This is a genomic window from Wolbachia endosymbiont of Cardiocondyla obscurior (genome assembly GCF_902713635.1).
Classification (GTDB): Bacteria; Pseudomonadota; Alphaproteobacteria; order Rickettsiales; family Anaplasmataceae; genus Wolbachia; species Wolbachia pipientis.
This window is the reverse complement of the sequence record NZ_CACTIU010000009.1, coordinates 1-24,154: the sequence shown is the minus strand read 5'-3', so window position 1 is coordinate 24,154 and position 24,154 is coordinate 1. Positions and strand designations below refer to the sequence as shown.

21 protein-coding genes, 1 tRNA gene, 1 rRNA gene and 1 pseudogene are annotated in these 24,154 nt (G+C 34.9%); 5 read left to right on the top strand and 19 right to left on the bottom strand.

Annotation, left to right across the window (positions count from 1 at the left end):
- Positions 1-128: 128 nt before the first annotated feature.
- Positions 129-533, bottom strand: a pseudogene (locus WOCAOBSORBRA_RS01365) (RDD family protein); the annotation flags it as partial.
- Positions 533-1,171, bottom strand: a complete 639-nt coding sequence (locus tag WOCAOBSORBRA_RS01360; protein ID WP_155969299.1) for an HAD family hydrolase — start codon at positions 1,169-1,171, stop codon at positions 533-535. The pseudogene WOCAOBSORBRA_RS01365 and the gene WOCAOBSORBRA_RS01360, both read right to left, overlap by 1 nt.
- 151 nt (positions 1,172-1,322) lie before the next feature.
- Between WOCAOBSORBRA_RS01360 and WOCAOBSORBRA_RS01355 the strand changes: the two genes are divergently transcribed.
- The 4 genes from WOCAOBSORBRA_RS01355 to WOCAOBSORBRA_RS01340 all read left to right on the top strand — a co-directional run bounded on the left by WOCAOBSORBRA_RS01355 (position 1,323) and on the right by WOCAOBSORBRA_RS01340 (position 4,187).
- Positions 1,323-2,147 (top strand): hypothetical protein, encoded by an 825-nt coding sequence (locus WOCAOBSORBRA_RS01355; protein ID WP_155969297.1) that lies wholly within the window; start codon positions 1,323-1,325, stop codon positions 2,145-2,147.
- A 152-nt stretch (positions 2,148-2,299) separates the two neighbouring features.
- Positions 2,300-2,452, top strand: coding sequence for a hypothetical protein (locus WOCAOBSORBRA_RS01350; RefSeq protein WP_010963126.1), 153 nt, complete (start codon positions 2,300-2,302; stop codon positions 2,450-2,452).
- A gap of 552 nt (positions 2,453-3,004) precedes the next feature.
- Complete coding sequence (locus tag WOCAOBSORBRA_RS01345) at positions 3,005-3,535, top strand: phospholipase D family nuclease (protein WP_015589462.1); 531 nt, start codon at positions 3,005-3,007, stop codon at positions 3,533-3,535.
- A gap of 109 nt (positions 3,536-3,644) precedes the next feature.
- A complete protein-coding gene (locus WOCAOBSORBRA_RS01340; protein ID WP_006279913.1) occupies positions 3,645-4,187 on the top strand; it encodes a hypothetical protein in 543 nt (180 codons plus the stop codon).
- Between the two features lie 338 nt (positions 4,188-4,525).
- Here the strand turns inward: WOCAOBSORBRA_RS01340 and rnc are convergent, their stop codons facing one another.
- From rnc to WOCAOBSORBRA_RS01255, 17 genes are all read right to left on the bottom strand, one after another.
- Complete coding sequence (rnc, locus tag WOCAOBSORBRA_RS01335; RefSeq protein ID WP_006279914.1) at positions 4,526-5,224, bottom strand: ribonuclease III; 699 nt, start codon at positions 5,222-5,224, stop codon at positions 4,526-4,528.
- 187 nt (positions 5,225-5,411) lie between these two features.
- Positions 5,412-6,488, bottom strand: coding sequence for a quinone-dependent dihydroorotate dehydrogenase (locus WOCAOBSORBRA_RS01330; protein WP_151807528.1), 1,077 nt, complete (start codon positions 6,486-6,488; stop codon positions 5,412-5,414).
- Positions 6,489-6,618: 130 nt separating this feature from the next.
- A tRNA-Cys gene (locus WOCAOBSORBRA_RS01325) sits at positions 6,619-6,690 on the bottom strand.
- Between the two features lie 5 nt (positions 6,691-6,695).
- Complete coding sequence (locus WOCAOBSORBRA_RS01320; protein ID WP_174515735.1) at positions 6,696-7,592, bottom strand: class I fructose-bisphosphate aldolase; 897 nt, start codon at positions 7,590-7,592, stop codon at positions 6,696-6,698.
- 64 nt (positions 7,593-7,656) lie between these two features.
- Positions 7,657-9,963 carry an AAA family ATPase gene (locus tag WOCAOBSORBRA_RS01315; protein ID WP_174515733.1) on the bottom strand — a complete coding sequence of 769 codons (2,307 nt, stop codon included), beginning with the start codon at positions 9,961-9,963 and terminating at the stop codon, positions 7,657-7,659.
- A gap of 203 nt (positions 9,964-10,166) precedes the next feature.
- Positions 10,167-11,393, bottom strand: a complete 1,227-nt coding sequence (locus WOCAOBSORBRA_RS01310) for a DEAD/DEAH box helicase (protein ID WP_038199603.1) — start codon at positions 11,391-11,393, stop codon at positions 10,167-10,169.
- A gap of 35 nt (positions 11,394-11,428) precedes the next feature.
- Positions 11,429-11,680 (bottom strand): cold-shock protein, encoded by a 252-nt coding sequence (locus tag WOCAOBSORBRA_RS01305; RefSeq protein ID WP_006279919.1) that lies wholly within the window; start codon positions 11,678-11,680, stop codon positions 11,429-11,431.
- A gap of 174 nt (positions 11,681-11,854) precedes the next feature.
- Entirely contained in the window at positions 11,855-13,189 is a 1,335-nt protein-coding gene (locus tag WOCAOBSORBRA_RS01300; protein WP_010081974.1) for a TldD/PmbA family protein, read from the bottom strand.
- An 18-nt stretch (positions 13,190-13,207) separates the two neighbouring features.
- On the bottom strand, positions 13,208-14,080 hold the full coding sequence (gene atpG / locus WOCAOBSORBRA_RS01295) for an ATP synthase F1 subunit gamma (RefSeq protein ID WP_010081973.1): 873 nt from the start codon (positions 14,078-14,080) through the stop codon (positions 13,208-13,210).
- Positions 14,081-14,278: 198 nt separating this feature from the next.
- On the bottom strand, positions 14,279-15,499 hold the full coding sequence (locus WOCAOBSORBRA_RS01290; RefSeq protein ID WP_155969131.1) for a heme biosynthesis protein HemY: 1,221 nt from the start codon (positions 15,497-15,499) through the stop codon (positions 14,279-14,281).
- Positions 15,496-16,227: a hypothetical protein gene (locus WOCAOBSORBRA_RS01285; RefSeq protein ID WP_038250643.1), complete on the bottom strand. Its 732-nt coding sequence runs from the start codon at positions 16,225-16,227 to the stop codon at positions 15,496-15,498. Before WOCAOBSORBRA_RS01285 ends, WOCAOBSORBRA_RS01290 begins: the two co-directional genes overlap by 4 nt.
- Complete coding sequence (locus WOCAOBSORBRA_RS01280) at positions 16,220-17,449, bottom strand: lipoprotein-releasing ABC transporter permease subunit (protein ID WP_174515732.1); 1,230 nt, start codon at positions 17,447-17,449, stop codon at positions 16,220-16,222. The genes WOCAOBSORBRA_RS01285 and WOCAOBSORBRA_RS01280 overlap by 8 nt, the downstream gene beginning before the upstream one ends.
- Positions 17,450-17,582: 133 nt before the next feature.
- Complete coding sequence (locus WOCAOBSORBRA_RS01275; RefSeq protein ID WP_174515731.1) at positions 17,583-18,872, bottom strand: sugar phosphate nucleotidyltransferase; 1,290 nt, start codon at positions 18,870-18,872, stop codon at positions 17,583-17,585.
- Positions 18,873-18,984: 112 nt separating this feature from the next.
- Positions 18,985-20,223, bottom strand: a complete 1,239-nt coding sequence (locus tag WOCAOBSORBRA_RS01270; protein WP_174515730.1) for a hypothetical protein — start codon at positions 20,221-20,223, stop codon at positions 18,985-18,987.
- 84 nt (positions 20,224-20,307) lie between these two features.
- On the bottom strand, positions 20,308-20,664 hold the full coding sequence (sdhD, locus tag WOCAOBSORBRA_RS01265; RefSeq protein ID WP_010963113.1) for a succinate dehydrogenase, hydrophobic membrane anchor protein: 357 nt from the start codon (positions 20,662-20,664) through the stop codon (positions 20,308-20,310).
- Complete coding sequence (gene sdhC, locus WOCAOBSORBRA_RS01260) at positions 20,661-21,038, bottom strand: succinate dehydrogenase, cytochrome b556 subunit (RefSeq protein ID WP_010963112.1); 378 nt, start codon at positions 21,036-21,038, stop codon at positions 20,661-20,663. Before sdhC ends, sdhD begins: the two co-directional genes overlap by 4 nt.
- 100 nt (positions 21,039-21,138) lie before the next feature.
- Positions 21,139-22,643 (bottom strand): 16S ribosomal RNA (locus tag WOCAOBSORBRA_RS01255).
- 153 nt (positions 22,644-22,796) lie between these two features.
- Between WOCAOBSORBRA_RS01255 and WOCAOBSORBRA_RS01250 the strand changes: the two genes are divergently transcribed.
- A complete protein-coding gene (locus tag WOCAOBSORBRA_RS01250; RefSeq protein WP_155969120.1) occupies positions 22,797-23,411 on the top strand; it encodes a hypothetical protein in 615 nt (204 codons plus the stop codon).
- The last annotated feature ends 743 nt before the right edge of the window (positions 23,412-24,154 follow it).

Sequence of the window (24,154 nt, the reverse complement as noted above, 5' to 3'; positions counted from 1 at the left end):
ACCCTATAGAGCATTGTTGGAATACCATCAAAAGCCGCCTCAGACCTTTAATGCATAAATATACAGACTTACAACTTTTGGTTGGTAATACCATAATGGAAATTTATCATTCATTTTAGAAAATACTATAGATACCAATAGAGGGTGAGCAGCACCATCATTACTTTCAATGCACTCAAGACATTCACTAATACTTCCTGATCTTGCAAAAGTTCAGTAAGGACAACTACTACACTGTTTAACAGAGGAAGAAAAAACTGGGAAGTGCTTCTGTCAAACGCTAAATTCAAGTCTATTTTAGAATTATCTAAATTGATAGTATATATATTCATTAACTGCTGACCAGGAGTTGCTTGGGCCTTTGAAGATATAAAATATGTGAAGTAACTACAATTTACACACATGTATGATAGATGTAAGATCAACGGAGAATCCTCTAATAGCAGTATAATTAATAAAGTTGGAATTAATAAAATTGCTACATCTATTAAATATGCGCAAAAGCGCCTTTTTATGCTGGCAATCTCTGTCATTACCTATCTTCCAAATATTTTATTATGAAATCTGTAAGCTTATCAAAATGTTGAAAACATAACAAATCTTCATAACCGCTTATTGATTGACCGTATATAATAGGTAAACAATTGGCATTTTGTGCACACAGAACATCTGTGATGCTATCACCAACGAAAAACACATTTTCTCTATTTATAGGCAACGTACTCTCTTCTAGTGCAAATAGCAGTGGGGTTGCAGATGGTTTATCTTCTGCAGTATCGCATGACCCAACCACTCTTTCAAAGTAAGAATCTAGTTTAAAATAGGCAACTTCTTTACGTAAATTAGTATTTTTCTTATTACTTACTATTGCTAGATAAACATTGTGGCTTTTCAGTGTCTGCAACATTTTCTCTACTCCTTGATTCAGAGCAATGTTTTGCAATAGTGCATCATCTAAATATTGTTGATATATCTGATTCGCTTTTTTCCACTGATCGCCAAATAAATTGACCATATAGCTCTTTCTCGACTCATGGGAATTTCTATCAGCAGCTTTATTACTATACCCCATTGAGTTTATGGTATGTTTAATAGCATTAAAAATGTTATCTTGAGTGTCAACTAAGGTATTATCCCAATCGAATACTACTGCTAATGGGCTGTTTTTCATTTCTATATTGTTATATATTTTAAGTTAATAAGTAAATAGCATTTTAATGAAAAAGATATAAATAGGACGCTCTACCACAAGTTATGTTAACTGTTTTTTATATAATTAGCTAATATACTGGTTATATGATATGTTTTAATAGGTAATAGGTATGGCCCAGACATCTCAAGAAAGTGTTGAAAAAAAGTTTAAAGACGTCTTTGAACGTTCTCCAGGTGCTTTTCCAGAAGGTACCTCATTAGAAGAGAAGGTTAATTATATCGCAAAAGGAACAAAGGCTCTAAAAGCTGTGAAAAGTAAGGAGCTTGAGAACAAGATGAAAAACGTTGCAGAATTGAATCAGAAACTTGAAAGTCAAGAAGGACGTGCAGATGAAAAAGCACGTCAAGATTTTGAAAGAATTGCTGAGCTTGACCAACAATATAAAGGGAAGGGCATCTTCACAAGTGAAAAAGTTGCAGAGCCAAAAAGTGACAAAAAACTCCAAGACACTCCGAGAAAAACTACAACAGCAGTTAAAGACCTTGAACATAATACACAAAAAAAGACTACTGAAGCTTCTGTGCAAACAGCATCAGAGCACGATTCACAAACCGTTAATCCCTCAGTGAGCAAGAGTTCTGTAAAAGAGAAGCTCAACACTGAGCCGGACAAAAAAGATACCACGCCTCAACCACAAGAAAATCAAAAAGAAGAAGGGTTTTTGAGTCTTCTGAAGCGCTTTGTTAAGAAAATATTAGAAAAATTTTTAGGTGAAGGTGAAAAGGATGTAGAGAATGCTCGTGGCATGAAAGAAGATGCTCAAAGAGATACGTCAAATAACGAAGAGCAACAAAAGAGTAAGCAGCTTGATGAAATTTTAAAGGACAAAAGTGTAAGCGAGGGTTTGAAGCAGGCAACAAAGCTTGAGAACCCGGCAATAACGCCTGTTAATACTCCTAAAGTGAATGAAGTAAACACGGGTCGTGAAAGGTGATCCGCTTTCAAGCTTCATTATACCGCCACGAACCGTCATACCGCCGCGGTATCTCATCCGCTAACAAGTAGCGGGATGACGATTGTCAGGGTGTCATCCCAGTGTCCCTATGATGTCATCCCAGTGCCCTGACTACTTGGATCTAGCAAGCTTTGCTTGCAAATAAGTCTAATACGCGTCGCGTTTTATGCCAAAACACAATTGGAGTTACATGCAAAATAGATCCCAGTGTCAGCTACTCGGATGACAAAAAAAGGAGCACTGGGATGACACCATTTGTTGTATTTAACAAAGTTCGTACTTAGCTTCATGTTAGCTATAAACATTAAGAAATTTACCAAGCGAAAAAAAAGGCAAAAGAAGCCCCAGCTAATATCTATTTTAGAACATTGGCGTTTTTTAAGTCTTAAACACTGCAATTTAGCTGCTTTTAAATGCAACTCACCTTAGTTTAAATGTTTAAGAAATTTACTAAGCAGAAAAAAAGGCAAAAGAAACCCCGTGTTAGCTAGTTGTCACTCCCTAATCCTGCAAATTGGCGTACTATACTGTCTTAAACGACTTATAAGCGCGTTTCAGCTTGTGTAGGTAAAAACCTAGAAATATTGTGAAGACATAAGGTGCACATAGTGCAAAAAATTAAAAATAAGACGCCAACTACGTTGTTTTCTTGCTGTTTAATCTGCACAGATGAAGATAACTGAATACCTTCAGTTTCATGATAAGGGGGCTGGCGGAGTTTGTCAAGTAAGTTTTTTCGTTTCTAACGGTTGTTGCCAAAAACTATGCAAGAAGTCTATTGACAGGTGATTAAATTATAATGTAGCCTATCGCCGTATATCCGGGGGTGGGTTGTTGTGAGGCTTTTTCACTTTTTATTCTTGTTAATGTGTTTTTCTCTGTATTACTATGCGGGTTTTATATTTTCGCCCTGCCCAAAAGCTACGGTTTGCTTTTCACCTGGAGAAGATTGTGCTGTACCGATAATCAACGTAATAGATCAGTCTAAAAAATCTATCTTAGTTCAAGAATATACATTTACTCTTGGAACAGTTGCAAAATCTTTGATTAATGCTAAAGAACGCGGTGTTGATGTTAAAGTCATCTTAGATAAATCGCAACTCTACTCAAAATATAGTGTTATAAATGAATTATTTTCAGGTGGAGTACCAATTTGGATCGATGATAAGCCAAAGATTGCTCATAATAAGATAATGATTGTTGACAATCAAAAAGTCATCACAGGGTCATTTAACCTTAGTAAGACAGCTAAAAAAGGAAATGCTGAAAATTTATTAATTATTACAGATTATCCTGAATTGATTCAGCAGTATGTGAAAAACTGGGAGGCACGAATGTCACAATCTTACAAATACGCTCCCAACTAATCGAGAGCGCTTGCTCAAAATCAGTTTTAAAAACAGCAAGGGAGAGCTTTTTTGATTGATTGGCATAATGATTATGATATAATGAACTAAAAATTTAAGGAATAAAGTAATGGATTATATAAATGATGCTGCCGGTAGCTACACTGCTATTCATGATTTTTTTCAAAACAACGGTGTTGGAGATTACAAAGTTCAATGCAATTATGGTGGGGTGCCGTATGCTACTGATGAGTACGTGCATTCTGGCGATAAATTTTGGAGTAATAATTTCATAGACTCACATTTTGGCAGGGAAATAAAAATGTATCCTCAAAGTGAACTTTTAGCTAAAGAATATGCTGGAAATACGTTGCCAGTTTCAATATCACTAGATAAGGATTTAATAAAAATGAAGGAATGTCAGAAAAAAACGAAATTTGTGGAACTAGAAAGGGAGTCAGGTGATTTAGTGCATGATAAGCAAAAGTATGTAAAGTGTTACACAACAAAGCTATCATATGATGATGTACATATTTACAATAACGATAAAGTTTCAACATTTAGCATAAAATACGACGTGCCAAATGATCCGAAATACAGTTTAAATATAACATTTACAAAGGTTAATGATAATAAACCAGGATTTTGGCAGAAATTTAAAAATATGTTTTAACGTGACCATTCACTGGTTTTTACTCAATCAACCAACAACAGTTAATATCAAATTTTTATAATTAAAAAATATGCTATTTTTTAAAACTTTCATTCTCCTTGACTCTGTCAACTTCACAAAACAACTCTTGGACCAAATGTATCTGGCATAACACCTTTTGGTAACTTGCTACTTCTTTTTTTCCGCATCTCCGACAACAGCCATTGATATTCCACTACATAAGGCTTGATTTTTGGTAGATCAACTTTTTTATGAATAATACTATGCTTCTCCTTAAATTGACCATTTACCCTAAACGCTATTAGCTTCCTTAAAATTTACATTAATGCCTATTTTGCCTAAACTGAAGCGTCTTTTCCAATTTTTTCTAGCATCAACTCAGCAGCTTTTTGTTCAGCAATCTTTTTACTAGAAGCGCATGCAGAAACTTTACCATAATCTTCTATGCAAACTGATATAGTAAATTCAGGATTGTGCGCTGGTCCAGTTTGTTTTACAAGCTCATACTCTGGTAAAGGCAATTTGTTTTTCTGAGTCCACTCTTGCAGTGAGGTTTTAGGATCTTGAGGGGGGTCAAGCATGCCTTTAGCTAGCTTTTCCCAATATTGGATAATAAATTTTTCAACATTTTCAAGCCCGCCATCAATATAAATTGCACCTATTAGTGCTTCAAGCGAGTTTTCTAAATTTTTTAAGTTACATCTCCCTCCATTGCAGCGTTCACTATTATTCATGATGATAAAGCTGCCTAATTTTATTTCTTTAGCAACATTAGCAATGGTGTTGCCACAAACTAAATCCGTCTTTCTTTTTGCCAATGCTCCTTCTTTTTCTTCAGGAAATAGTTTAAACAGTGTGGCAGATACAACCATATTCAAAACACTATCGCCCAAAAACTCTAGTCTTTCGTAGCTTACAATCTGGTTTTTGCTATTCCTTTTATTTACGCTTGGGTGAGTTAGTGCCTCTTCTAATATTGCATAATTTGTAAATTTATAATCAATGATCTTAGATATTGCATCATTCAAACTCTTCATACCCATTATTTAAAAGAATAACACTTCCTACCACACCTTTATACCAAAGAATTAGTTTTGTTTTATTAAAATAATACCAACAACTTCCAAAATATACAGTTTAATAGACTTCTTGCATAACCATTATTTGAATAATGATTCATCGATGTTATTCCAGTGTCGGCTACTTAGGTGACAGAGAAGATGCTTAATGTATACAACCCACCACCTCACTAATGTTACTAAATCCATCTCTCCTTATTAGTTCTGCAAGTTCTAGATTAATTTTGTTTACAACTTGAGGTCCGTGGTATATGAGAGCAGTGTACAACTGCACCAAAGAAGCTCCTGCCTTTATTTTTTTATATGCATCAGCACCACTTGAGATTCCTCCGCATCCTACCAACAATATTTTGCCCTTAGTAAGTTTGTACATATCGCTCAATAACTCGGTTGAAAGTTTAAACAGCGGTTTGCCACTCAACCCACCACTCTCGTTGTGGTGGGAATGTAAGTTATTCCGACTGATCGTAGTGTTGCTCACTGTTAATCCGTCAATCTTATATTCCAACGCAAGCTCAGCGATATTTTCTTTCGTTTGCTGATCTATATCTGGTGAGATTTTTAATATTATTGGTATGGATTTAGAATTATCAATTGATTTCCGGGTTAGAGTTACGGATTTCAACAATTCCGATAATTCTTGCTTATTGTGCAGATTGCGTAAATTAGGCGTGTTTGGGGATGAGATGTTCAGCACTATATAATTGCTTTTTCCATATACTATCTTTATTAAGTCAACATAATCGCTGATTTGGTCCTTTGATGTACTGTTTTTTCCTATGTTGATGCCAAAAATGCAATCATCAAGCTTGGTTTTATCTATTTGTTTAAGAAAGTAGTCTATTCCTTTATTGTTAAATCCCAATCTGTTAATTACCCCTTGATCTTTAATTAACCGAAAAATTCTTGGTTTTTTGTTTCCATATTGTGGATTACGAGTTACAGTACCAGTTTCAATAAATCCAAAACCAAATGAAAGCATAGGCCTTATAACTTCTGCATTCTTGTCAAAACCTGCAGCCAGACCCACGGGGCTTCTGAGCTTATTACCAAAAAAATTCACACTCAAAGATTCTGGTAGCTCTATAGGATTCTTATAAGGTATTTTCTTTAATGCCATAATTGCCAAAGAGTGAGCAACTTCGGGCGGCAGTAAAAACAATAAATCACGTAATATCATTTTGTAAAACACTTTGCTTATTTTTAGTTTATTTTTTACCATGAAACGCTATAAGAGTATAACCATAACTTGAAAAGAAATTGATTTTACTTATGAATAATTTTCTCTATAGGTTACACACTTAAAGCTACTGTTGAATTGAGCAACTTTTACAAGATATAGAAAATGAAAGAGGCCGGGACCGGAATTGAACCGGTATAAAAGGATTTGCAGTCCTCTGCATAAGCCATTCTGCCACCCAGCCGTTTTTTATGTGTAGATATCCATTATATCTTTTAGCATAGATAAAGCTTCCTCCCTTTTGCGTTGGAAAGTGTTACGTCCAATGATTGAACCATTACCACCACCCTGCTTAATTTCTTTCGCTTCATTGCATATGTCATTCACTGATTTCGACTCGCCACCAGAAAAAACTACTATTCTTTTTCCTGCAAAACAAGATCTTTTAACATATTCAATTCTTTTAGGTAATAATTCAATATTTTCTGTTTCTATTTTCTCCCTTTCCAAATATTTAGTTGGAAGTTTTACTTTTATTATATTAGCGCCAAGCAAAGCTGCCATGTGCGCAGCATAGGCAATAACATCAACTGCTGTTTCACCTTCTTTGGAAATCCCTTCACCGCGTGGATAAGACCATAGCACTACTGCAAGCCCATAAGATTTGGCTTCAGCTATGATTCCACGGGCTTCCTCCATCATATCGAAACACTTAGCAGAACCAGGATATATAGTAAATCCAACAGCCAAGCAGCCCAAACGCAGTGCATCTTTCACAGAAGAGGTTATTGCTTGATCAGAAGTCAGATTCTTCGAATGTAAGGAGTTGGAACTATTAAGTTTCAAAATAAGTGGGAGCATTCCAGCATAAGTTGAAGCACCAGCTTCAATCATACCAAGTGGAGCAGCATATGCACTTACTCCCGAATCAACTGCAAGCTGAAAATGATAATGTGGGTCATAAGCATCAGGGTTAACTTCAAAACTTTTTATTGGCCCGTGTTCAAACCCTTGGTCTACAGGGAGAATTACTAATTTGCCAGTGCCGCCAAGCTTTCCATGCATGAGAATACGAGTAAGATTTGCTTTTACCCCAGGGTTTTCACTTTCGTAGTAGCTTAGGACTTGTTTTACTTTATCACTTATCACTATAATTCAAATTGAATTTAAGTTATAGATTGTAACAAAGATGAAGTTCAATACAAGGATTTTAAACTATATCAAAAGCAATTTTATTTTCTACTTTATTCATATAGATTCTTAATTTCTTTCCTTTTATTAATTTACGATTCAGTATTTCTTCCGCTAAGTAACTTTTTATCTCTTTTTCAATAAGTCTCTCTATCGGACGTGCTCCCATTTCCTTACTATAACCCATTTGTACAAGATAAGATTTCACTTCATCCTCTACCAAGCAGTTTATGCCTTTTTGTGTCAGTTGCTTTTTCAGTTCTAGGACAAATTTATCCACAATATGCAAAATCACATCCGTACTTAAGTCGGAAAAAGAAATAATCGCATCAAGACGATTACGAAATTCAGGGCTAAAAACCTGTTCTATCGCTTTTTCACTATCACCAATGTTAAAATTTTTATGCCCAAAGCCAACAAAACTTTTGCTGCGTTCAACTGCTCCTGCATTAGTTGTCATAATTAAAATTATATTGGAAAAGTTAACTTTACGTCCGTAAGTGTCTGTAACGCAGCCATAATCCATAATTTGTAGCAATATATTATAGATATCGCTATGAGCCTTTTCAATTTCATCAAGCAGCACAACACTATATTGATTGTTAGATACAGACTCTGTGAGTAATCCACCTTGATCATAACCTACATATCCAGGAGGAGAACCAATCATCCTTGATATCGTATGAGATTCAATATATTCGGACATATCAAAGCGTATAAGATTCATGCCCATGCTTTCTGCTAATTGTTTTGCTAGCTCGGTTTTACCAACACCGGTTGGTCCTGCAAAAAGATAATTTGCTAAAGGCTTATTGTAATTTCTCAACCCAGATTTAGCAATTTTAATAGAATTAACAAGAGATTCTATTGCCTGCTCTTGGCCAAAAATCACTTTCTCTAGATTAGCTTTTAAAGACTTTACTTTCTGCAAATCATCAGATTCAGATCCACAAGGCACATTTGTAATTCTAGTAATGGTATTCTTAATATCTCTACTATTTACAATTTTACCCCTGTTTCTTAGCAATTTACAATATGCCCCTGCCTCATCAATAACATCAACCGCTTTATCAGGTAATATTCGCCCAGTAATATACTTATGCGAAAGTTCGGCCGCAGACCTAATGGCATTCTTTGTATAATATACTCCATGATACCCTTCATAGTAGTGCTTTATACCATCTAGTATCTTTATCGTTTCATTAACAGAAGATTCTTTAACATTAATTTTTTGAAACCTTCTCGCTAGTGCTTTATCTTTTTCAAAACTAGTGCTGTATTCTCTATATGTAGTTGCACCTATACAACGCAGTGTACCTCTTGCAAGTGCAGGTTTGAGCAGATTACCGGCATCAAGAAAGCTACCACTTGTAGAACCTGCTCCAATGATAGTGTGTATTTCGTCAATAAAAAGGATAGCACCTGGTTTTGCCTCAATCGCTTTTATTATGGATTTTATTCTCTCTTCAAAATCACCTCTGTAGCGTGTCCCTGCAAGGAGTGATCCTAAATCCAAAGCATAAATTATACTGGACCTGAGCACACTCGGAACACTGCCTTCAATGATCTTGAGTACCAAACCCTCAACTATTGTTGTTTTACCAACACCTGGGTCTCCAACATACAAAGGGTTGTTTTTTCTACGCCTCAATAATATTTCTATAGTGCGATTTAACTCATAATCACGACCAATAACATAATCTATTTTTTTGCTTCTTGCATAGTCATTTAAATTTTTACAATAACTTTGTAGAATTTCCTCATCTTTTAGTAGCTCACCTTTATTTACTGTAGTAGGAGCGTCATTATTTTTATCAAGTTTTACTTTATGATTGGTGGTGTATTCATCTATATCGTTAGAGTATTTCATATTAGATATATGGTAAATCAAATTGGAATCTTTCGCATTTTGTTTCTGCAATAGATTTTCAACGTATAAGTCTTGCCTAGACAAAATTTCTACTAGAACATTTGCTCCATTTATTTCTTTTTTTCCCAAGCTATGAGCCCGTATTATTGCTCTGTGTATTATGCATTGAAACATTGAGCTAGGTTTAACTCCACTGATAATCAATTCAGAATTACTTTGTAAAAACCCTTTTATATTATTATTATAATCATTAGCCTTAATATTGCACCTTGATAGAATGTTATCCATATTTATGATTTCATCGGCTCTGATATTACATCTTGATAAAACGTAATTTACATCCACGTCTTTAGTTAACGCCAGCAATAAATGTTCTACTTTCGCATATTTAAGATTAAAATTAGAAGCAATGAATAGTGCTCTATTCAAACTTGCCTCTAAGTTTTTGGAAATCATCTCCTATTCTCTTTAAAAGTGGGAACTCATATATAATGAATAGCACACAATTATTAAAAAAATTGAAATCCAGCAGTTCGCTGTAGCCAATTTGAATCCCACTCTGGATCTACGTCATAGCACCGCAATATCTCAGCATAGATTCCGCTAATGAGTAGCGGAATGACGAGTTTTACGCTTATCAAATTGTAGGTAAATCCTATTTAATACGCTTTTTCTAGTACTCTGCTTTTCTTCTTAAATGCATTGATCTTTTTTCTACCGTATTTAGTCTTTAACGTACTTGGCCTTTTAAAGACCTTTTTGCTGTTACGTTTTTTAAATTGCACACTACAATCAAAATTTAGCTCTCCTTCTTTGTCTGCCAGTGCAGGCAGTCTTCTCTTATCTTGAGGTGTAACAAAAGATAGCGCATACCCTTCAGCTCCAGCGCGTGCAGTTCTACCTATACGATGAATATAGTCAGCTTGCGATTGTGGTGCATCATAATTGATAACATGTTGAATGTGGGGAATATCAAGGCCGCGAGAAGCAACATCTGTTGCAACCATGATTTGATTACGGCCACGACGAAAAGAATTAATGACCCTTTCGCGCTTGTGCTGCCTTAAATCACCATGAATTGCTAAAGCGCTATAGTCATCTTTGTGCAATCTGTTAGCTAGCTGATCCGCTCCTCGCTTTGTTTTGACAAAGATAATGATTGATCCTTCGCGCTGACATAGTTGTGTAACAAGCTTTTCATATTTTTCTGATTCTGATGCATAAACAATTTCTTGCTTAATTTTTACAGAAGTTGTAACCTCACAATCAACAGAAATACGTTCTGGTCGATTAAGGTACTTCTCAGCAAGTTTTACTATATCTCCAGGAAGAGTTGCAGAAAACATAAGAGTTTGCCTTATTTTAGGCAAATGCTTCATAATTTCTTCAATCTGAACTCCAAAGCCCATATCAAACATACGATCCGTTTCATCAAGCACAAGAACGCTAACATTGCGAGTAATCAAAGTTTTACGCTCAATATGGTCTATAATACGACCAGGAGTACCTATTACAATTTGTGGTTTTTTCTGAAGCTGATTTAGCTGCCTAAAAATAGGCTCACCACCAATCAACAAAGCAACCCTTAGTGCAGAATTTTGAGATAAGAGTTTTCTTATCTCATTTGTTACCTGATGCGCAAGCTCTCTGGTTGGCACGATGACTAAAGCTGAACCAGTGTTAGGCTCATTCAGCAACTTAGCAACCAACGGAATAGCAAATGCTAAAGTTTTTCCAGTCCCCGTTTGAGCAGATCCGAGAATATCTTTACCTTGTAGCGCTAAGGGAATCGCTTGTATTTGAATCGGAGTTGGGACGAAAAGATTATTTTTATCTAGAGCTTGTCTAAGCGAAGCTGGGAGACCCATCTCATGAAAATTATTCACAATACGTTAATCCTGTTAAAAGACTTCATAATAGATTAATCTTCCAATCTTAAATTTATTGCAGATTTTTTATCTTCTCCGTTTCTACCGCGCTCCTCTTTAACCTCATAACTCACCCTTTCTCCTTTTATTCCCTTCTCTTTATTCTCTCCTTTAAGTGCCTCAGGTCTTATTCCCGAACGTTCCAATGTGCTAATATGTACAAAAACGTCACCCCCTTTACCTTCTGGCTTGATGAAACCATAGCCTTTTTCGGCATTAAACCATTTTACATTACCAAATTCCATTTAAACAACTCCTAAATTATTAACTAACATTACTAATGTGATGAAAAACTTTGAAATTACGATTGAGAATGCTTTAAGCTTAGCTATTGAAACTAAACCTTTATACTCCATAGTCTATTCTTAACATTACATGACAATAATACACAATTGTTGTACTTGATGCAAATAAATTTTTTAATCGTTAAGCGAACCTGCAACCGTCATTTCGCTAACTTTAATCGTTGGTGAATTAAATTGCCCACAAAAAGTTAGATCATCTGCAACGACTAAATTGCTAAACATATCCTTCAAATTGCTAGCAATGGTAATCTCATGTATTGGATACGTTATTTTTCCATTTTCTATAAAAAATCCGGAAGCGCCTTGGCTGTAATCGCCATTGATTAAATTGACACCAAAACCAAATAAATCAGTTACATATATTCCCTCTTTCACTTCCTGAATTAATTCTTCAAACGATACATCACCATTCTCAATGTAGAGGTTACTAGCTGCAGGAATAACTGCAGCATTACTTGCACGAGTTGCACTTCCGGTTGTTTCTGAGTCTAATTTTCTAGCCGAGTATAAGTCTAAAATCCAATTTTGTAATATTCCGTTTTTTACAAATATATTTTTCTTGCTAGTTATCCCTTCTCCATCAAATGGTCTCGATGCTATGCCTCTTGGCAACAATGGATCATCGATAATATTAATTCTATCGTTGAAAATCTGAGCGTTTAAACTACCCCTCAAGAAAGAACTGTTGCTTATAATACTGCTCCCATTTATAGCAGAAGCAAAACTTTTTACTAGCCCTTTTGCTGCTCTTTTTTCAAAAATAACTGGAAATTTACCAGTTTTCATTGTACGTGAATTCAATTGATCAACTGCTCTTTTTGCTGCTTCTTTTCCCATTAACTCTGGCAACTTTAAATCACTAAAATTACATGCTATATCATAATCGTAACCAACCTTCATTTCACTTTCTCTTCCAGCAACAACAGAGACCTGATTAGCAAAGGTTGATTTACTAAACGAGCCAATAAAACCAGAAACAGTCGATAATACTGTATTCACTAAAGCGTATGAAGAAGAGGCTCCTTCAGAATTAGTGATACTCTTATGTGCAAGGGCTGAATTTTCTGCAGCTTCAGCAATTTCTTTTAGGTTATCAACGGTTACAACATTATTATCTGAGATACTTAAATCTGCAGAAGAGATATAATTACTACCATTTACAGCAAAATTAATGCAAGGATCTTCTGGCGCATTCTTTGCCATTTCTACCACTTGGCTTACTGTATCACTCAGATTATTCAAATCGTTTGTAGAAATATACGCAGCTTTGTTTTTACCTGCTATAGCTCTGATTCCTACAGTGCAATTTTTAGATTGTGATATTTGCTCAATTTTTGATAGACGCTGAGAAACTGAAGTCTTATTAGTTTCATATATTGTAACTTCCGCATCTTGATTTTGCTTTTTTATTAGTTTAGTAATATCTGCTGCAATATTTAATATATTCATTTTCTATTCCTTAGATTTCTATAAAGATTCTGCACCACCTATAACTTCAATTAAATCAGTCGTAATCGCTGCTTGACGAGAACGATTATAAAGCAATGCTAATTTGTTCAGTATCTCTTTAGTGTTTCTGTTTGCTGATTCCATAGCAACCATTCTAGCACTATTCTCACTCGTTGCACTTTCAAGTAAAGCAGAGTAAAGAGCAATTACAACGTAATCTTGAACTAAAGATTTTAAAATAAATTCAATATTTTGTGGTTCATACTCATAGCCGTAATCTGTTGTTGGACCAGCCAGAGAGCTATCAATCAAGGATGAGTCTTTACTCCATGGTTTTATTGTTTCCAACATTGGTTTTTGCGTGAAGGTATTATAGAATTTACTATAAAAAACTTTAACTTTATCGTATTTACTTAAATCTATACCATCAACCAAAGCTTCTACGTGCTTTAACGTGATTCCCTTACTATTTTCAATTTTTAAGATACTTTTAGAGTCAAATCTATTTTTACCTACATCAAAAGCTTTTTTACCAAGAAATACAATATCTACTTTTTTGCCATTTGCGATTGACTTATTTACACGCTCTTGACTAAATTTGACAATAGAAGAGTTAAAGTTGCCGCACAAGCCACGATCAGACGCAATAATGAATACTAGGTAAGAACCGTCGTTACTGACATTTAGAATTTTTGCCAGTAATTCTTGATCAACTGATAGCATTAATGAAAAAATAATGTTATGCAGCTTAGATACATATAATTTTGAATTTAATAACTTCTTTTGGCTTTGTAACAACTTTGCTGCAGAAACCATTTGCATTATTTTCGTGGTTTTCTGTACAGACCTAATATTCTTAATTCTTAAGGATAATTCCTTTAAGCTCTTCATTTTGTATACAACCCTGATTTATTAAAATATATAACTGTTAGTGTCTAAAAGCAAGTTTTTTTGACATTAAAACCAAGTCTAGCTAAGAAACTTGCAGGTTTATTGTTTGGAGATAAGGATTATATTAAGAAAGTGCTCTAACTTCAGCAATATCAATGTGAAAGTAGCCTAATGGTAATTTCTACACTTTGTGGAATTTTATAATATATAATAAACACAATTAAAACTATTACAACTTGAACACTTATGATCCCATTGTTCTAGTTCCCTGTTACAATTTTTACATTTCCAGCCTGGATCAGGTAAAGCTTCTGAGTCCATCTTGTTTAGCCAATAAATTACCTTGTCGTGTTCTTGCAATGTAACCTTGAGTTGTATTACAATAAAGTAGATTGACATGTAATTAGCTTTTTTCATAGCAGTGTCTAAATATTGACTTGCAAGATCATATTTACCTGAACTCATTGAGGACAAAGCAAGTAAACAGTAACTAAAATAATAATCAGGGCGTAAGTTGTATAGTCTTTCAGCACCTTTACTATTTAAATTGATGTACATTTTAGCTGACTGAGGAGTAGGATTTACTGTATACTCTGCCTCTAGCACTGCAGAAGCTTTTCTGATTTTTCCAAGTTTAATATATAATTCTGCCTTTAAATAATTGATGGGCTGAAAAATTGCACTATAACGTTGTGCTCTAAATAAAGACTTTATAGCCTCCTTAAAATTTCCTTTACTTTCATATTGCTTTGCTAAAGCGCAATAAAACACTGCAAACATTTCTTTATGATCAAAGGGGAGAAAAATATTGGACTTAACTGCTTCCTTCAACCTCAAAATTGCATTAATCCAATCTTCTTTCAATATGCAATGCTCTATTTGAAAGGGAATAGATAGCATTTTATCGTTAATTGAACTAGAGCAATATTCTATAAATTTTTGAAAGACTACTTTTTCTTGTTTGAGGTGGACAATCAGCTTATTGGCTAGAAGTAGAGCTAAGTTACGATTTTTATTTGCAATATTTGTTAAACCGTTACTGAAAAAGCTGTAATTTCCCGTCTTACCTGAGTTAAAGAGCTTTATTAAAGACAACCTATCGCTCTCCTCACTCAGACTTTTAACTAGCTTTTGGGCATTCTCTATATTGTCTAAGTCTATGCTAAAGAAAGCTTCAAAGAGAAGCAATTCTTCCCTATCCCTTCTTCTATTTCTTATGTTGGCAAATGTTGATGAAATGGAGGAAAAAAAGCGTACAAGTGTAATTAATAAAAATAATAAAACTACACAAGTAAAAATAATGAAATATAGATCAATACTTATAGTGTAATTGCCTAATTCCAATTTTATTACTTCACCACTTACCTTGACCCATATACCAAATAAAAACGAAAAAGCGAAAATTATAAAATAAATCATGAGATATATTGTAATAAGTGATGATATATTGTTGAAATATTCTTAGAAGCTACAATAAAACCATTCAATTTATTCAGCCATGGCTTGAATTCTGAATGCGTTAAATTGCTTACTGTAACAGTTATATTTTGCCAATCATTATCATTTATTGACTCCTCAATTTCTGCGAATTTTACTCTTAATGGATCATTTCGGTCGTCTACCTTTATCCAGTTTGAAATGATTTTTTTAGACAATGTACTTTTGTTGTAATCGATAGTATCAATAGTTTTTTCAAAAGATAACTTCAATTCGTGTAAGGTATTTATCTCTTTCAAATTTTCTAATTCATCTACTGCATTTTCTATCTCTGGATCGTCAAGCTCTGATATCAAAGGCTTTATTGAATTTATATGGTTATCAAATTTTGCTTCTCGCAATAACGAATTCTTCATTTTAACCACAAGTAATAGCAATTTTGCAAGGTTCTTACATCTTGAGTTATTATCACCTTGCTCACATTGAGTATGCTGACTTCTCTTGAGGTCAAATATCTTTTTTTCTATTCTAGATTGATTAACTTCAAGCAACATTCTAAATTCATCCATGTTTTCCGTTAAAGCTTTCACATTGTTTTCACTCTCTTGCTGATTTATTTTTAAAAAGATTATGTTATTTATTGTGATGTAACCGGTAAATAACAATACAATTAAGAACCAACCTATGTACTTTTGCTGAGTATCATTCATAACGTAATATCTCCGCAGGATCTTGTGCAGCTGCCTGTAATGCAGGAGCAATTGTCGCTAAAAATGATAAGAATAATGCAAGTGCAGAAATGTTCACTACATCTTGAGGAACTAATATTACTGGCAAACTTGAAAAAAAGTATATCATAGGATCAAACAGCTTGACATTAGTAATGTTTTCTAAAAACACTCTAATGCTTTCGATATTGAGAGAAAAAACGACACCTATAATACAGCCAAGACAAGTTCCCGTAAAACCGATTAATAGACCACAAGCACAAAATATGCGCATAATGCTTCCACTTGTTGCACCAAATGTACGCATAATTGCAATCGCGGATTTCTTTTCTTGCACTATCATCATTAAATTTGAGATAATATTAAACGCTGCTACAACTATAATCAAAGTAAGAATTAAAAACATCACATTTCTTTCAGTTTTTAAAGCACTAAAATAATGGCTTTGCTGTGATTGCCAACTTTCAGCTTCCATTCCTATTTCTTTTTCTATAGCATCTGCCAGCTTATCAGCTCTAGTAACGTCGTCTACAAGTACTTCTATATTTTTTATGCTATTTTCATAATTAAAAAAGGCTTGTGCTGATTTTAGAGGCATATATATCAAGGTATTATCATACTCAAACATACCCATATCAAATATTGCTATAACTTTATATTTTTTCATTCGTGGCATTTCACCAAGTAATGCATCAAATTCTTCAGATGATATAAACGTAATTTCGTCGCCATAGTCAATGTTCAAAGCTTCTGCCAATCGTGCTCCTATTATTATCCCTTCATCAAATTTTTTTACATCACCTATAATTACATTATTTGTAACGGCAGTACTATCAAGCAAATCTTTAGTTGACACACCTCGCACTACGCTACCTGCAATTTTACCATTTGCTACAATAATAACTTGATCATTGGTCATAGGAGTAGCTTTTAATATACCAGGAATTCTCTCAATAGATTTTGAAACTGCGTAGTAATCTGAATTTATGTTCCTATCAAAATAAACGTTAATATGGCCATCAATGCCAAGTATTGAGTCAAGCAACTTTGCTCTGAATCCGTTCATCACAGACATCACCACTATTAGTGTTGCAACTCCAAGGGCAATGCCGATAATAGAGAACAAAGTCATTATAGAGCAAAATCTGGCATTTCTTGCTCGCAAATAGCAAGCAGCCATAGTAATTTCAAAGGCAATGGACATTACAAAATATTTTGAGGTTAGACATTATATTTTTGAAACTTCGTATAATTGTAGACTTTTCTTTATTTGAAAACTAGAGATTTTTGCTTCCTTAAATTTAGCAGACTTATAGAGTATCTTTAACATTAGAATTTCAAAATCTTCCATATACATCATCCAACCTCACTATATCATTATCAGATAAATGCTCTCCTATCTGAAATTCAACTATTTCAAGTGGAAAGCTTGTGCTTCTATTTTCAATCCTATGGGAAACTTCCCTTGGGATTTCTATCATATGGTCTTTTACTATAGCATATTCTTTGTCGTCTAAACTAACATACCCAACTCCTGATAGTACCATATGGTATTCATCTCTATAGTGATGGAATTGCTTAGAAGTGCAGCTTAATGGATTTATAAAAAGATATTTTATGAGAAAATTTTCGCTCATTAAAATTATACTACAAAATCCCCATGGTTTAACTTCTTTCCTTATCGCCTTTACTTTCTTAACTTTATGAATAAATGAAATTAGACTTTTGTTTGGTTGCTTACAAGCTCCACCCAATAAATTTTTATTACTTTCTGTCGTTGAAACTGGTTCTTTTTCTCTAATCACATGCTGAAATGGCACCGGTTCTTTACTAAACTTCTCACTCAATTCTAAAACTGAATTCCAAGTTCCAACATCCAACCAATCGAAATTAGCTTCTATCATTGCAACGTTTTTTGCTTTCTCCATCACCAAGTAATCAATGGATATGTCTTTAATTCCTGCAAAATCTTGTTGTTTTAAATATAGAAATCTCTCTTGCGGTGTGAAATGTTTAAAACATGAATTGTAAAGATTCAGGGCAGATTTTTTGATCTCATCTATGTAGCGTTTTGCTTTAAACACAAATATTCCAGAGTTCCAATAATGATCGTTACTTAATTCATGCTCAGGTTTCTCTATGAAATCCTTCACTATATGATACTTTTCCTTATGATCATAAACTGCATTTATATAGCCGTATTCAGAATTGAATTCATGAGGCTTAACCCCAAAAGTGACTATAGAGTTAGTTTCAGAGGCTAACTTAGACGCTTTTTGAGTAGAAGCATAAAAACTATTCAAATCACCTATAAAATGGTCTGAAGGCAGAATTAACATTATCTCGTTTTCATTGCAGAGAAGCGCAGCAATTAATATTGCCGCTGCTGTTCCAATTTTCACTGGTTCGAAAATCACTTTATATTCTTGCAGTGCATGCAATTCCTCCATCACTAATGACTCGTACTGTATATTTGTAGCAATTATGGGCGGCATATAATCGCTTTTTAGCCTCAACAAAGTGTTGTGAAACATAGTGTTCTGACTAAATATTTTCTGAAATTGCTTTGGCTTAGATAAAGGCCAAAGTCTGCTACCACTACCACCACACAATATTACAGGGCGCATTTAGTTAAGATATTAATTAAATAATTAATATCTTATACTGAGGGCAAAATACATGCAAGTTTTTGTTGTGGAATAGTTAATAAAGAAAGTAAATGTTGATTTAAAGTAATTGCTAATGAGAGTGATCATGTGTAGCGCCTTGCCCTTGCTGTGAATTTCTTCTATTTTGTAATTCCTCAACATGACCTTTTCTTTTATCACTTAATATTTCATTACCCTTATTTTGTTCTTCCTCAGGACTCTTTAGTATTTCATTACTCTTGCTAACTTCTTTATCATCCCCTTGTTTCTTTGGCCTTCTAGCGTTAAGCTCATCCCATGTGCCCACTAGTGAATCACGATTCCCATGATCCGGCTTTAGCCTTTCTTCACCTTTAATAACATTAAAGTCACTTTTTGCTTCTTCCAAACATCCTTTCAGTTGGTGTTTCCACATGGTGTAGTAAGCATCACCATATTTTTTCTCATTTGCTACAAACAATAAAATTGGAGCCTTAAGTATGGTAGCTCCCATATCCATTAAATTTTTTACTGCCATTGCAGAAGTAAATAAAAGATAACCAAAAGACTTTGCAATTGGGTTTTGTTCGCTTATTAAATGCTCCCCTAACTTTATAGGAAGAGAAGTCAACAATTTAGTACAAACTTTAGCTAAACTTGTAACAAAAACGATAGGAACAGATATAAGACTTTTATCTAGCTCTAGATTACCATTCTGATCTCTAATTTCTGAAAAATGGGTGCTTAGCTTCTTGTAATCACTAGTGTATAATAATTCTCCATTTCTTCCTTTTTCATCAACAACTTCCTGAACTTTACCTTCTTTATTTTTTACCTCTTTAGTTAGCACAGAAGAATTAGTTAATTCAAATGGATATTGAGGATCCTTAGTTTTTTCAGCTTCAAAAATTGGCACGTGTTTTTTCAAATCCATTCTCGAAAAGCCTAATGGCTCAAAATATGACTTATGCAACTCATTTATCGGAATTTGCTTACCCTGATTGTCTATATAATTGATAGTAAAATAAGATCTATCATTATCTTTATCTTTGGTAACTAAAGATAATCTGAAACTTGGTTGTTCTCCATTCTCATCTTTTTGACCATACAAAAGTTTATAGGTTGGATTTTTATCTTTATCTAGTATAGCATTTCCATGCATATCCCTGTTTTCTATGATTTTAGCAGACTGTACAATTTGATCATAATTTTTTGGATACTGGCATTTCCTTCCATCATACATCATTACCTTTCTAAGGTCTTCGACGTAAACTTGAGATTCAGGTGAAGTAAGCAGACCTTTTGCTTTAAGTGTAAGATCTATTGCTCCCTTTTTTAATGCTTCAAACATATTGTCAAACCAAAACCGCTATAATGCTATAGTTCAATAATAAAACTAGTACACTAATAATATATTAACACAGCACCGGTGATTTTACAAGAAAATATGCCTGTAGAAGATAAAGATTGTAAAAGCGAGGGTTATATAAGTAATGCTTGATAAGTACTTTATGCATGTAATTGTAAAAATCCTCAAAGGTACGCTGTGTATATAATCTTCGCATACTACCTGCATTCCAAGAACTGCGTGCCAAAAAATGCAAAACAACAATACAACAAAAAATAAAAGCTCTAGAGGGTGATTAATAAATTTTTCACTAAAAGACAAAGAGCTATCAGTATAAAATGTGCAAGAAAATGAATAGATAAACCAAGGAAACAGGAACAGTAAAATTACCGCAGAAACACGCTGAACCCACCAATGATGTACTGAATTTCCAGACTGACTCATATAAACATAAATAAAAAAGCCATAGTAGAAAGAAGTAGCGTTACTGTCAGCAGTATAGCACTCCTTGAAACGCCAGTAATTTCTAAATTAAGCCCAACATCCCACAATAAATGACGAATACCATTAAGAAAATGATATACAAAACTTATAAAACATAAGACATAAGCTAATTTAGCAACAGGAGTGAATAATAATGCATTTAAGTACCTTACTATAAGTAACTCAGGAAAGTAAACATGTAATATGAAATACCAAGAAAGTATCATTAATAAAAGGAATAGCAAGATACCAGTCAATCTATGCATAATAGAGAAAAAACTAGTAACTTGTACTTTATATATTTGTAAATGTGGAGAAAGAGGTCTATCACTCATAAAATTCCGTTATCGGGAAATTAAAATAAAGTAGAAGTAAAGACAGCAGTATAGCACATAACAACACCATCATTAAAAATGGTAAATTATGTGCAAAGCCTAAGGAGGTAATCCAGCTGCAGATTCCCCTACTGCTACCTTGTTACGACTTCACCCCAGTCACCGATCCCACTTTAAATAACTCCCTCCTTGCGGTTAGGTCGTTAGCTTCGAGTGAAACCAATTCCCATGGCGTGACGGGCAGTGTGTACAAGACCCGAGAACGTATTCACCGTGGCGTGCTGATCCACGATTACTAGCGATTCCAACTTCATGCACTCGAGTTGCAGAGTACAATCCGAACTGAGATGGCTTTTAAGGGATTGGCTTAGCCTCGCGACTTTGCAGCCCATTGTAGCCACCATTGTAGCACGTGTGTAGCCCACTCCATAAGGGCCATGATGACTTGACATCATCCCCACCTTCCTCCAGTTTATCACTGGCAGTTTCCTTAAAGTCCCCAGCATTACCTGATGGTAACTAAGGATGAGGGTTGCGCTCGTTGCGGGACTTAACCCAACATCTCACGACACGAGCTGACGACAGCCATGCAACACCTGTGTGAAACCCGGCCGAACCGACCCTATCCCTTCGAATAGGTATAATTTCCATGTCAAGGAGTGGTAAGGTTTTTCGCGTTGCATCGAATTAAACCACATGCTCCACCGCTTGTGCGGGTCCCCGTCAATTCCTTTGAGTTTTAATCTTGCGACCGTAGTCCCCAGGCGGAATGTTTAACGCGTTAGCTGTAATACAGAAAGTAAAACTTCCCATATTTAACATTCATCGTTTACAGCGTGGACTACCAGGGTATCTAATCCTGTTTGCTCCCCACGCCTTCGCGCCTCAGCGTCAGATTTGAACCAGATAGACGCCTTCGCCACTGGTGTTCCTCCTAATATTTACGAATTTCACCTCTACACTAGGAATTCCTCTATCCTCTTTCAATCTCTAGATTAGCAGTTTTAAAAGCAATTCCAAGGTTGAGCCTTGGGATTTCACTTTTAACTTACTAATCCGCCTACGCGCCCTTTACGCCCAATAATTCCGAATAACGCTAGCCCTCTCCGTATTACCGCGGCTGCTGGCACGGAGTTAGCCAGGACTTCTTCTGTGAGTACCGTCATTATCTTCCTCACTAAAAGAGCTTTACAACCCAAAGGCCTTCTTCACTCATGCGGCATGGCTGGATCAGGCTTTCGCCCATTGTCCAATATTCCCCACTGCTGCCTCCCGTAGGAGTCTGGACCGTATCTCAGTTCCAGTGTGGCTGATCATCCTCTCAGATCAGCTATAGATCATTGCCTTGGTAGGCTATTACTCCACCAACTAGCTAATCTAATATAGGCTCATCTAATAGCAATAAATTTTTCCCCCGTAGGGCGTATACGGTATTAGTTGCCGTTTCCAACAATTATTCCGTACTACTAGGTAGATTCCTATACATTACTCACCCGTCTGCCACTAAGTTATACTATAGCAAGCTACAATATAACTCCGTTCGACTTGCATGTGTTAGGCCTGCCGCCAGCGTTCATTCTGAGCCAGGATCAAACTCTCAAATTTAGACTTCAACCTATAAAAGGTTGAGGGTACATCGGATAAATCCGACAAAAAATAATTTAGCTTAATACTGCTGTCTTTATTTCTACTTTAGAAATATTTTAATCTCCAACTATTCAAACAACTTTGAGAACATTATTATGTGATATAATCACTATGTCAATATGTTTTTGCAAATCAAAAGCATTAATGTATAAATATATAACTATTTGGAATATTACCATGAAAAAATACATCTTTCTGCTTGCACTCGCGCCAATGTTAGTTGGCATCACATTATACTTATTGCGCAACATTGATAACACAAAACAATCTATAACTGCAGGTGACAAGTTTTACGAAGTATTATTCTTAAAAAAAGATAATAAGCCGCTGCTAGAAGAAATAGATTCAAATTGGGAGTATTTAGCAAATTTTGAACGCGCATTCAATCATATCTCAGATTCAATGCCAACAGACACAGCATCTATTTATAATGATTTGGCAGATGATAAAGATGCTCCTAATGTTTTGCGTGAGTTAGCACAATATTTAGAAGTAATGAGCTTACTTCACTCCAACGGTGAAAAAATAAATAAAGATAAAATTGATAATTTAGAATCAAGCACAGTGTATCCTTATTCAAGCCAAGAAGCTATTGCTGTAGTAAAGATACACAATAACGACGTTAAGGGTGCAACTGAAATATTGCGTTCCCTATTAAATGATAGAAAATGCCCTATCCTAATCAAAGCTAATGCACAAGAATTACTCAGGATATATGGGAGTTAACTCATTGGACTTTTTGCATAGCTTTTGGCAGCGCATCGGATGAAACGAAAAAACTTACTTGACACCCTTCGCCAGCGCCCTTATCATGATAGTGAAGCTATTGTATTTGCTTTCGCCAATCTGCAGATTAAAAGGTAAGGATTACTTAATGTATCGGCGTCTTATGTTCAATTTTTTGCAGTATATAGATACTGTATGTCTTTACAAAACTTCATCTACATCTAGATTTTTATCTAAATAAGCTGAACGCGCTTATAAAGCGTTACAAGACATCAAAAAATGCCAATACTCGACAGAGATAGTAAAAGACTAGCTAACTCGGGGATTCTTTGTCTTTTTTTCTGCTTAGTAAATTTCTTAAACATTTGCAGCGTAAGTTAGTTGCAATTAAAAGCAGCTGAATTTCGCTTGTCAAGCGTTTAAAACATAAAAAACGCCAATATTTTAAAGCGGATAATAACCACGGGGCTTCTTTTGCCTTTTTTTTCATTTGGTAAATTTCTTAATGTTTGTGGCTGAACGACAACCGTCATCCCGCTACTTGTTAGCGGCTGAGATACCGCGAATGAATCGCGGTATGACGTAGGACTGCTGTCATTCCAGCGCGTGACGCTGGAATCCAGTTCTTATTACCTGGTGTAAAGTTAAGTTTCCTGGATCCCAGATGGCTTTGTTGCATCGCTCAAGTGAAAAGAACTGGCAGTTACTGACAAAATTCATTATAAATAGCCATTTAACTGTTG

Bases quoted from the DNA above. Each gene is read 5' to 3' on its own strand.
- WOCAOBSORBRA_RS01280 (WP_174515732.1), bottom strand. From the start codon at position 17,449: ATGTCCATTGCCTTTGAAATTACTATGGCTGCTTGCTATTTGCGAGCA.
- WOCAOBSORBRA_RS01300 (WP_010081974.1), bottom strand. From the start codon at position 13,189: ATGAATATATTAAATATTGCAGCAGATATTACTAAACTAATAAAAAAG.
- rnc (WP_006279914.1), bottom strand. From the start codon at position 5,224: ATGAAGAGTTTGAATGATGCAATATCTAAGATCATTGATTATAAATTT.
- WOCAOBSORBRA_RS01250 (WP_155969120.1), top strand. From the start codon at position 22,797: ATGTCAATATGTTTTTGCAAATCAAAAGCATTAATGTATAAATATATA.
- WOCAOBSORBRA_RS01290 (WP_155969131.1), bottom strand. From the start codon at position 15,499: ATGATTTATTTTATAATTTTCGCTTTTTCGTTTTTATTTGGTATATGG.
- WOCAOBSORBRA_RS01360 (WP_155969299.1), bottom strand. From the start codon at position 1,171: ATGAAAAACAGCCCATTAGCAGTAGTATTCGATTGGGATAATACCTTA.
- sdhC (WP_010963112.1), bottom strand. From the start codon at position 21,038: ATGAGTGATAGACCTCTTTCTCCACATTTACAAATATATAAAGTACAA.
- WOCAOBSORBRA_RS01285 (WP_038250643.1), bottom strand. From the start codon at position 16,227: ATGAATGATACTCAGCAAAAGTACATAGGTTGGTTCTTAATTGTATTG.
- WOCAOBSORBRA_RS01330 (WP_151807528.1), bottom strand. From the start codon at position 6,488: ATGGTAAAAAATAAACTAAAAATAAGCAAAGTGTTTTACAAAATGATA.
- WOCAOBSORBRA_RS01315 (WP_174515733.1), bottom strand. From the start codon at position 9,963: ATGATTTCCAAAAACTTAGAGGCAAGTTTGAATAGAGCACTATTCATT.
- WOCAOBSORBRA_RS01275 (WP_174515731.1), bottom strand. From the start codon at position 18,872: ATGCGCCCTGTAATATTGTGTGGTGGTAGTGGTAGCAGACTTTGGCCT.
- sdhD (WP_010963113.1), bottom strand. From the start codon at position 20,664: ATGAGTCAGTCTGGAAATTCAGTACATCATTGGTGGGTTCAGCGTGTT.
- WOCAOBSORBRA_RS01355 (WP_155969297.1), top strand. From the start codon at position 1,323: ATGGCCCAGACATCTCAAGAAAGTGTTGAAAAAAAGTTTAAAGACGTC.
- WOCAOBSORBRA_RS01305 (WP_006279919.1), bottom strand. From the start codon at position 11,680: ATGGAATTTGGTAATGTAAAATGGTTTAATGCCGAAAAAGGCTATGGT.
- WOCAOBSORBRA_RS01340 (WP_006279913.1), top strand. From the start codon at position 3,645: ATGGATTATATAAATGATGCTGCCGGTAGCTACACTGCTATTCATGAT.
- WOCAOBSORBRA_RS01270 (WP_174515730.1), bottom strand. From the start codon at position 20,223: ATGTTTGAAGCATTAAAAAAGGGAGCAATAGATCTTACACTTAAAGCA.
- atpG (WP_010081973.1), bottom strand. From the start codon at position 14,080: ATGAAGAGCTTAAAGGAATTATCCTTAAGAATTAAGAATATTAGGTCT.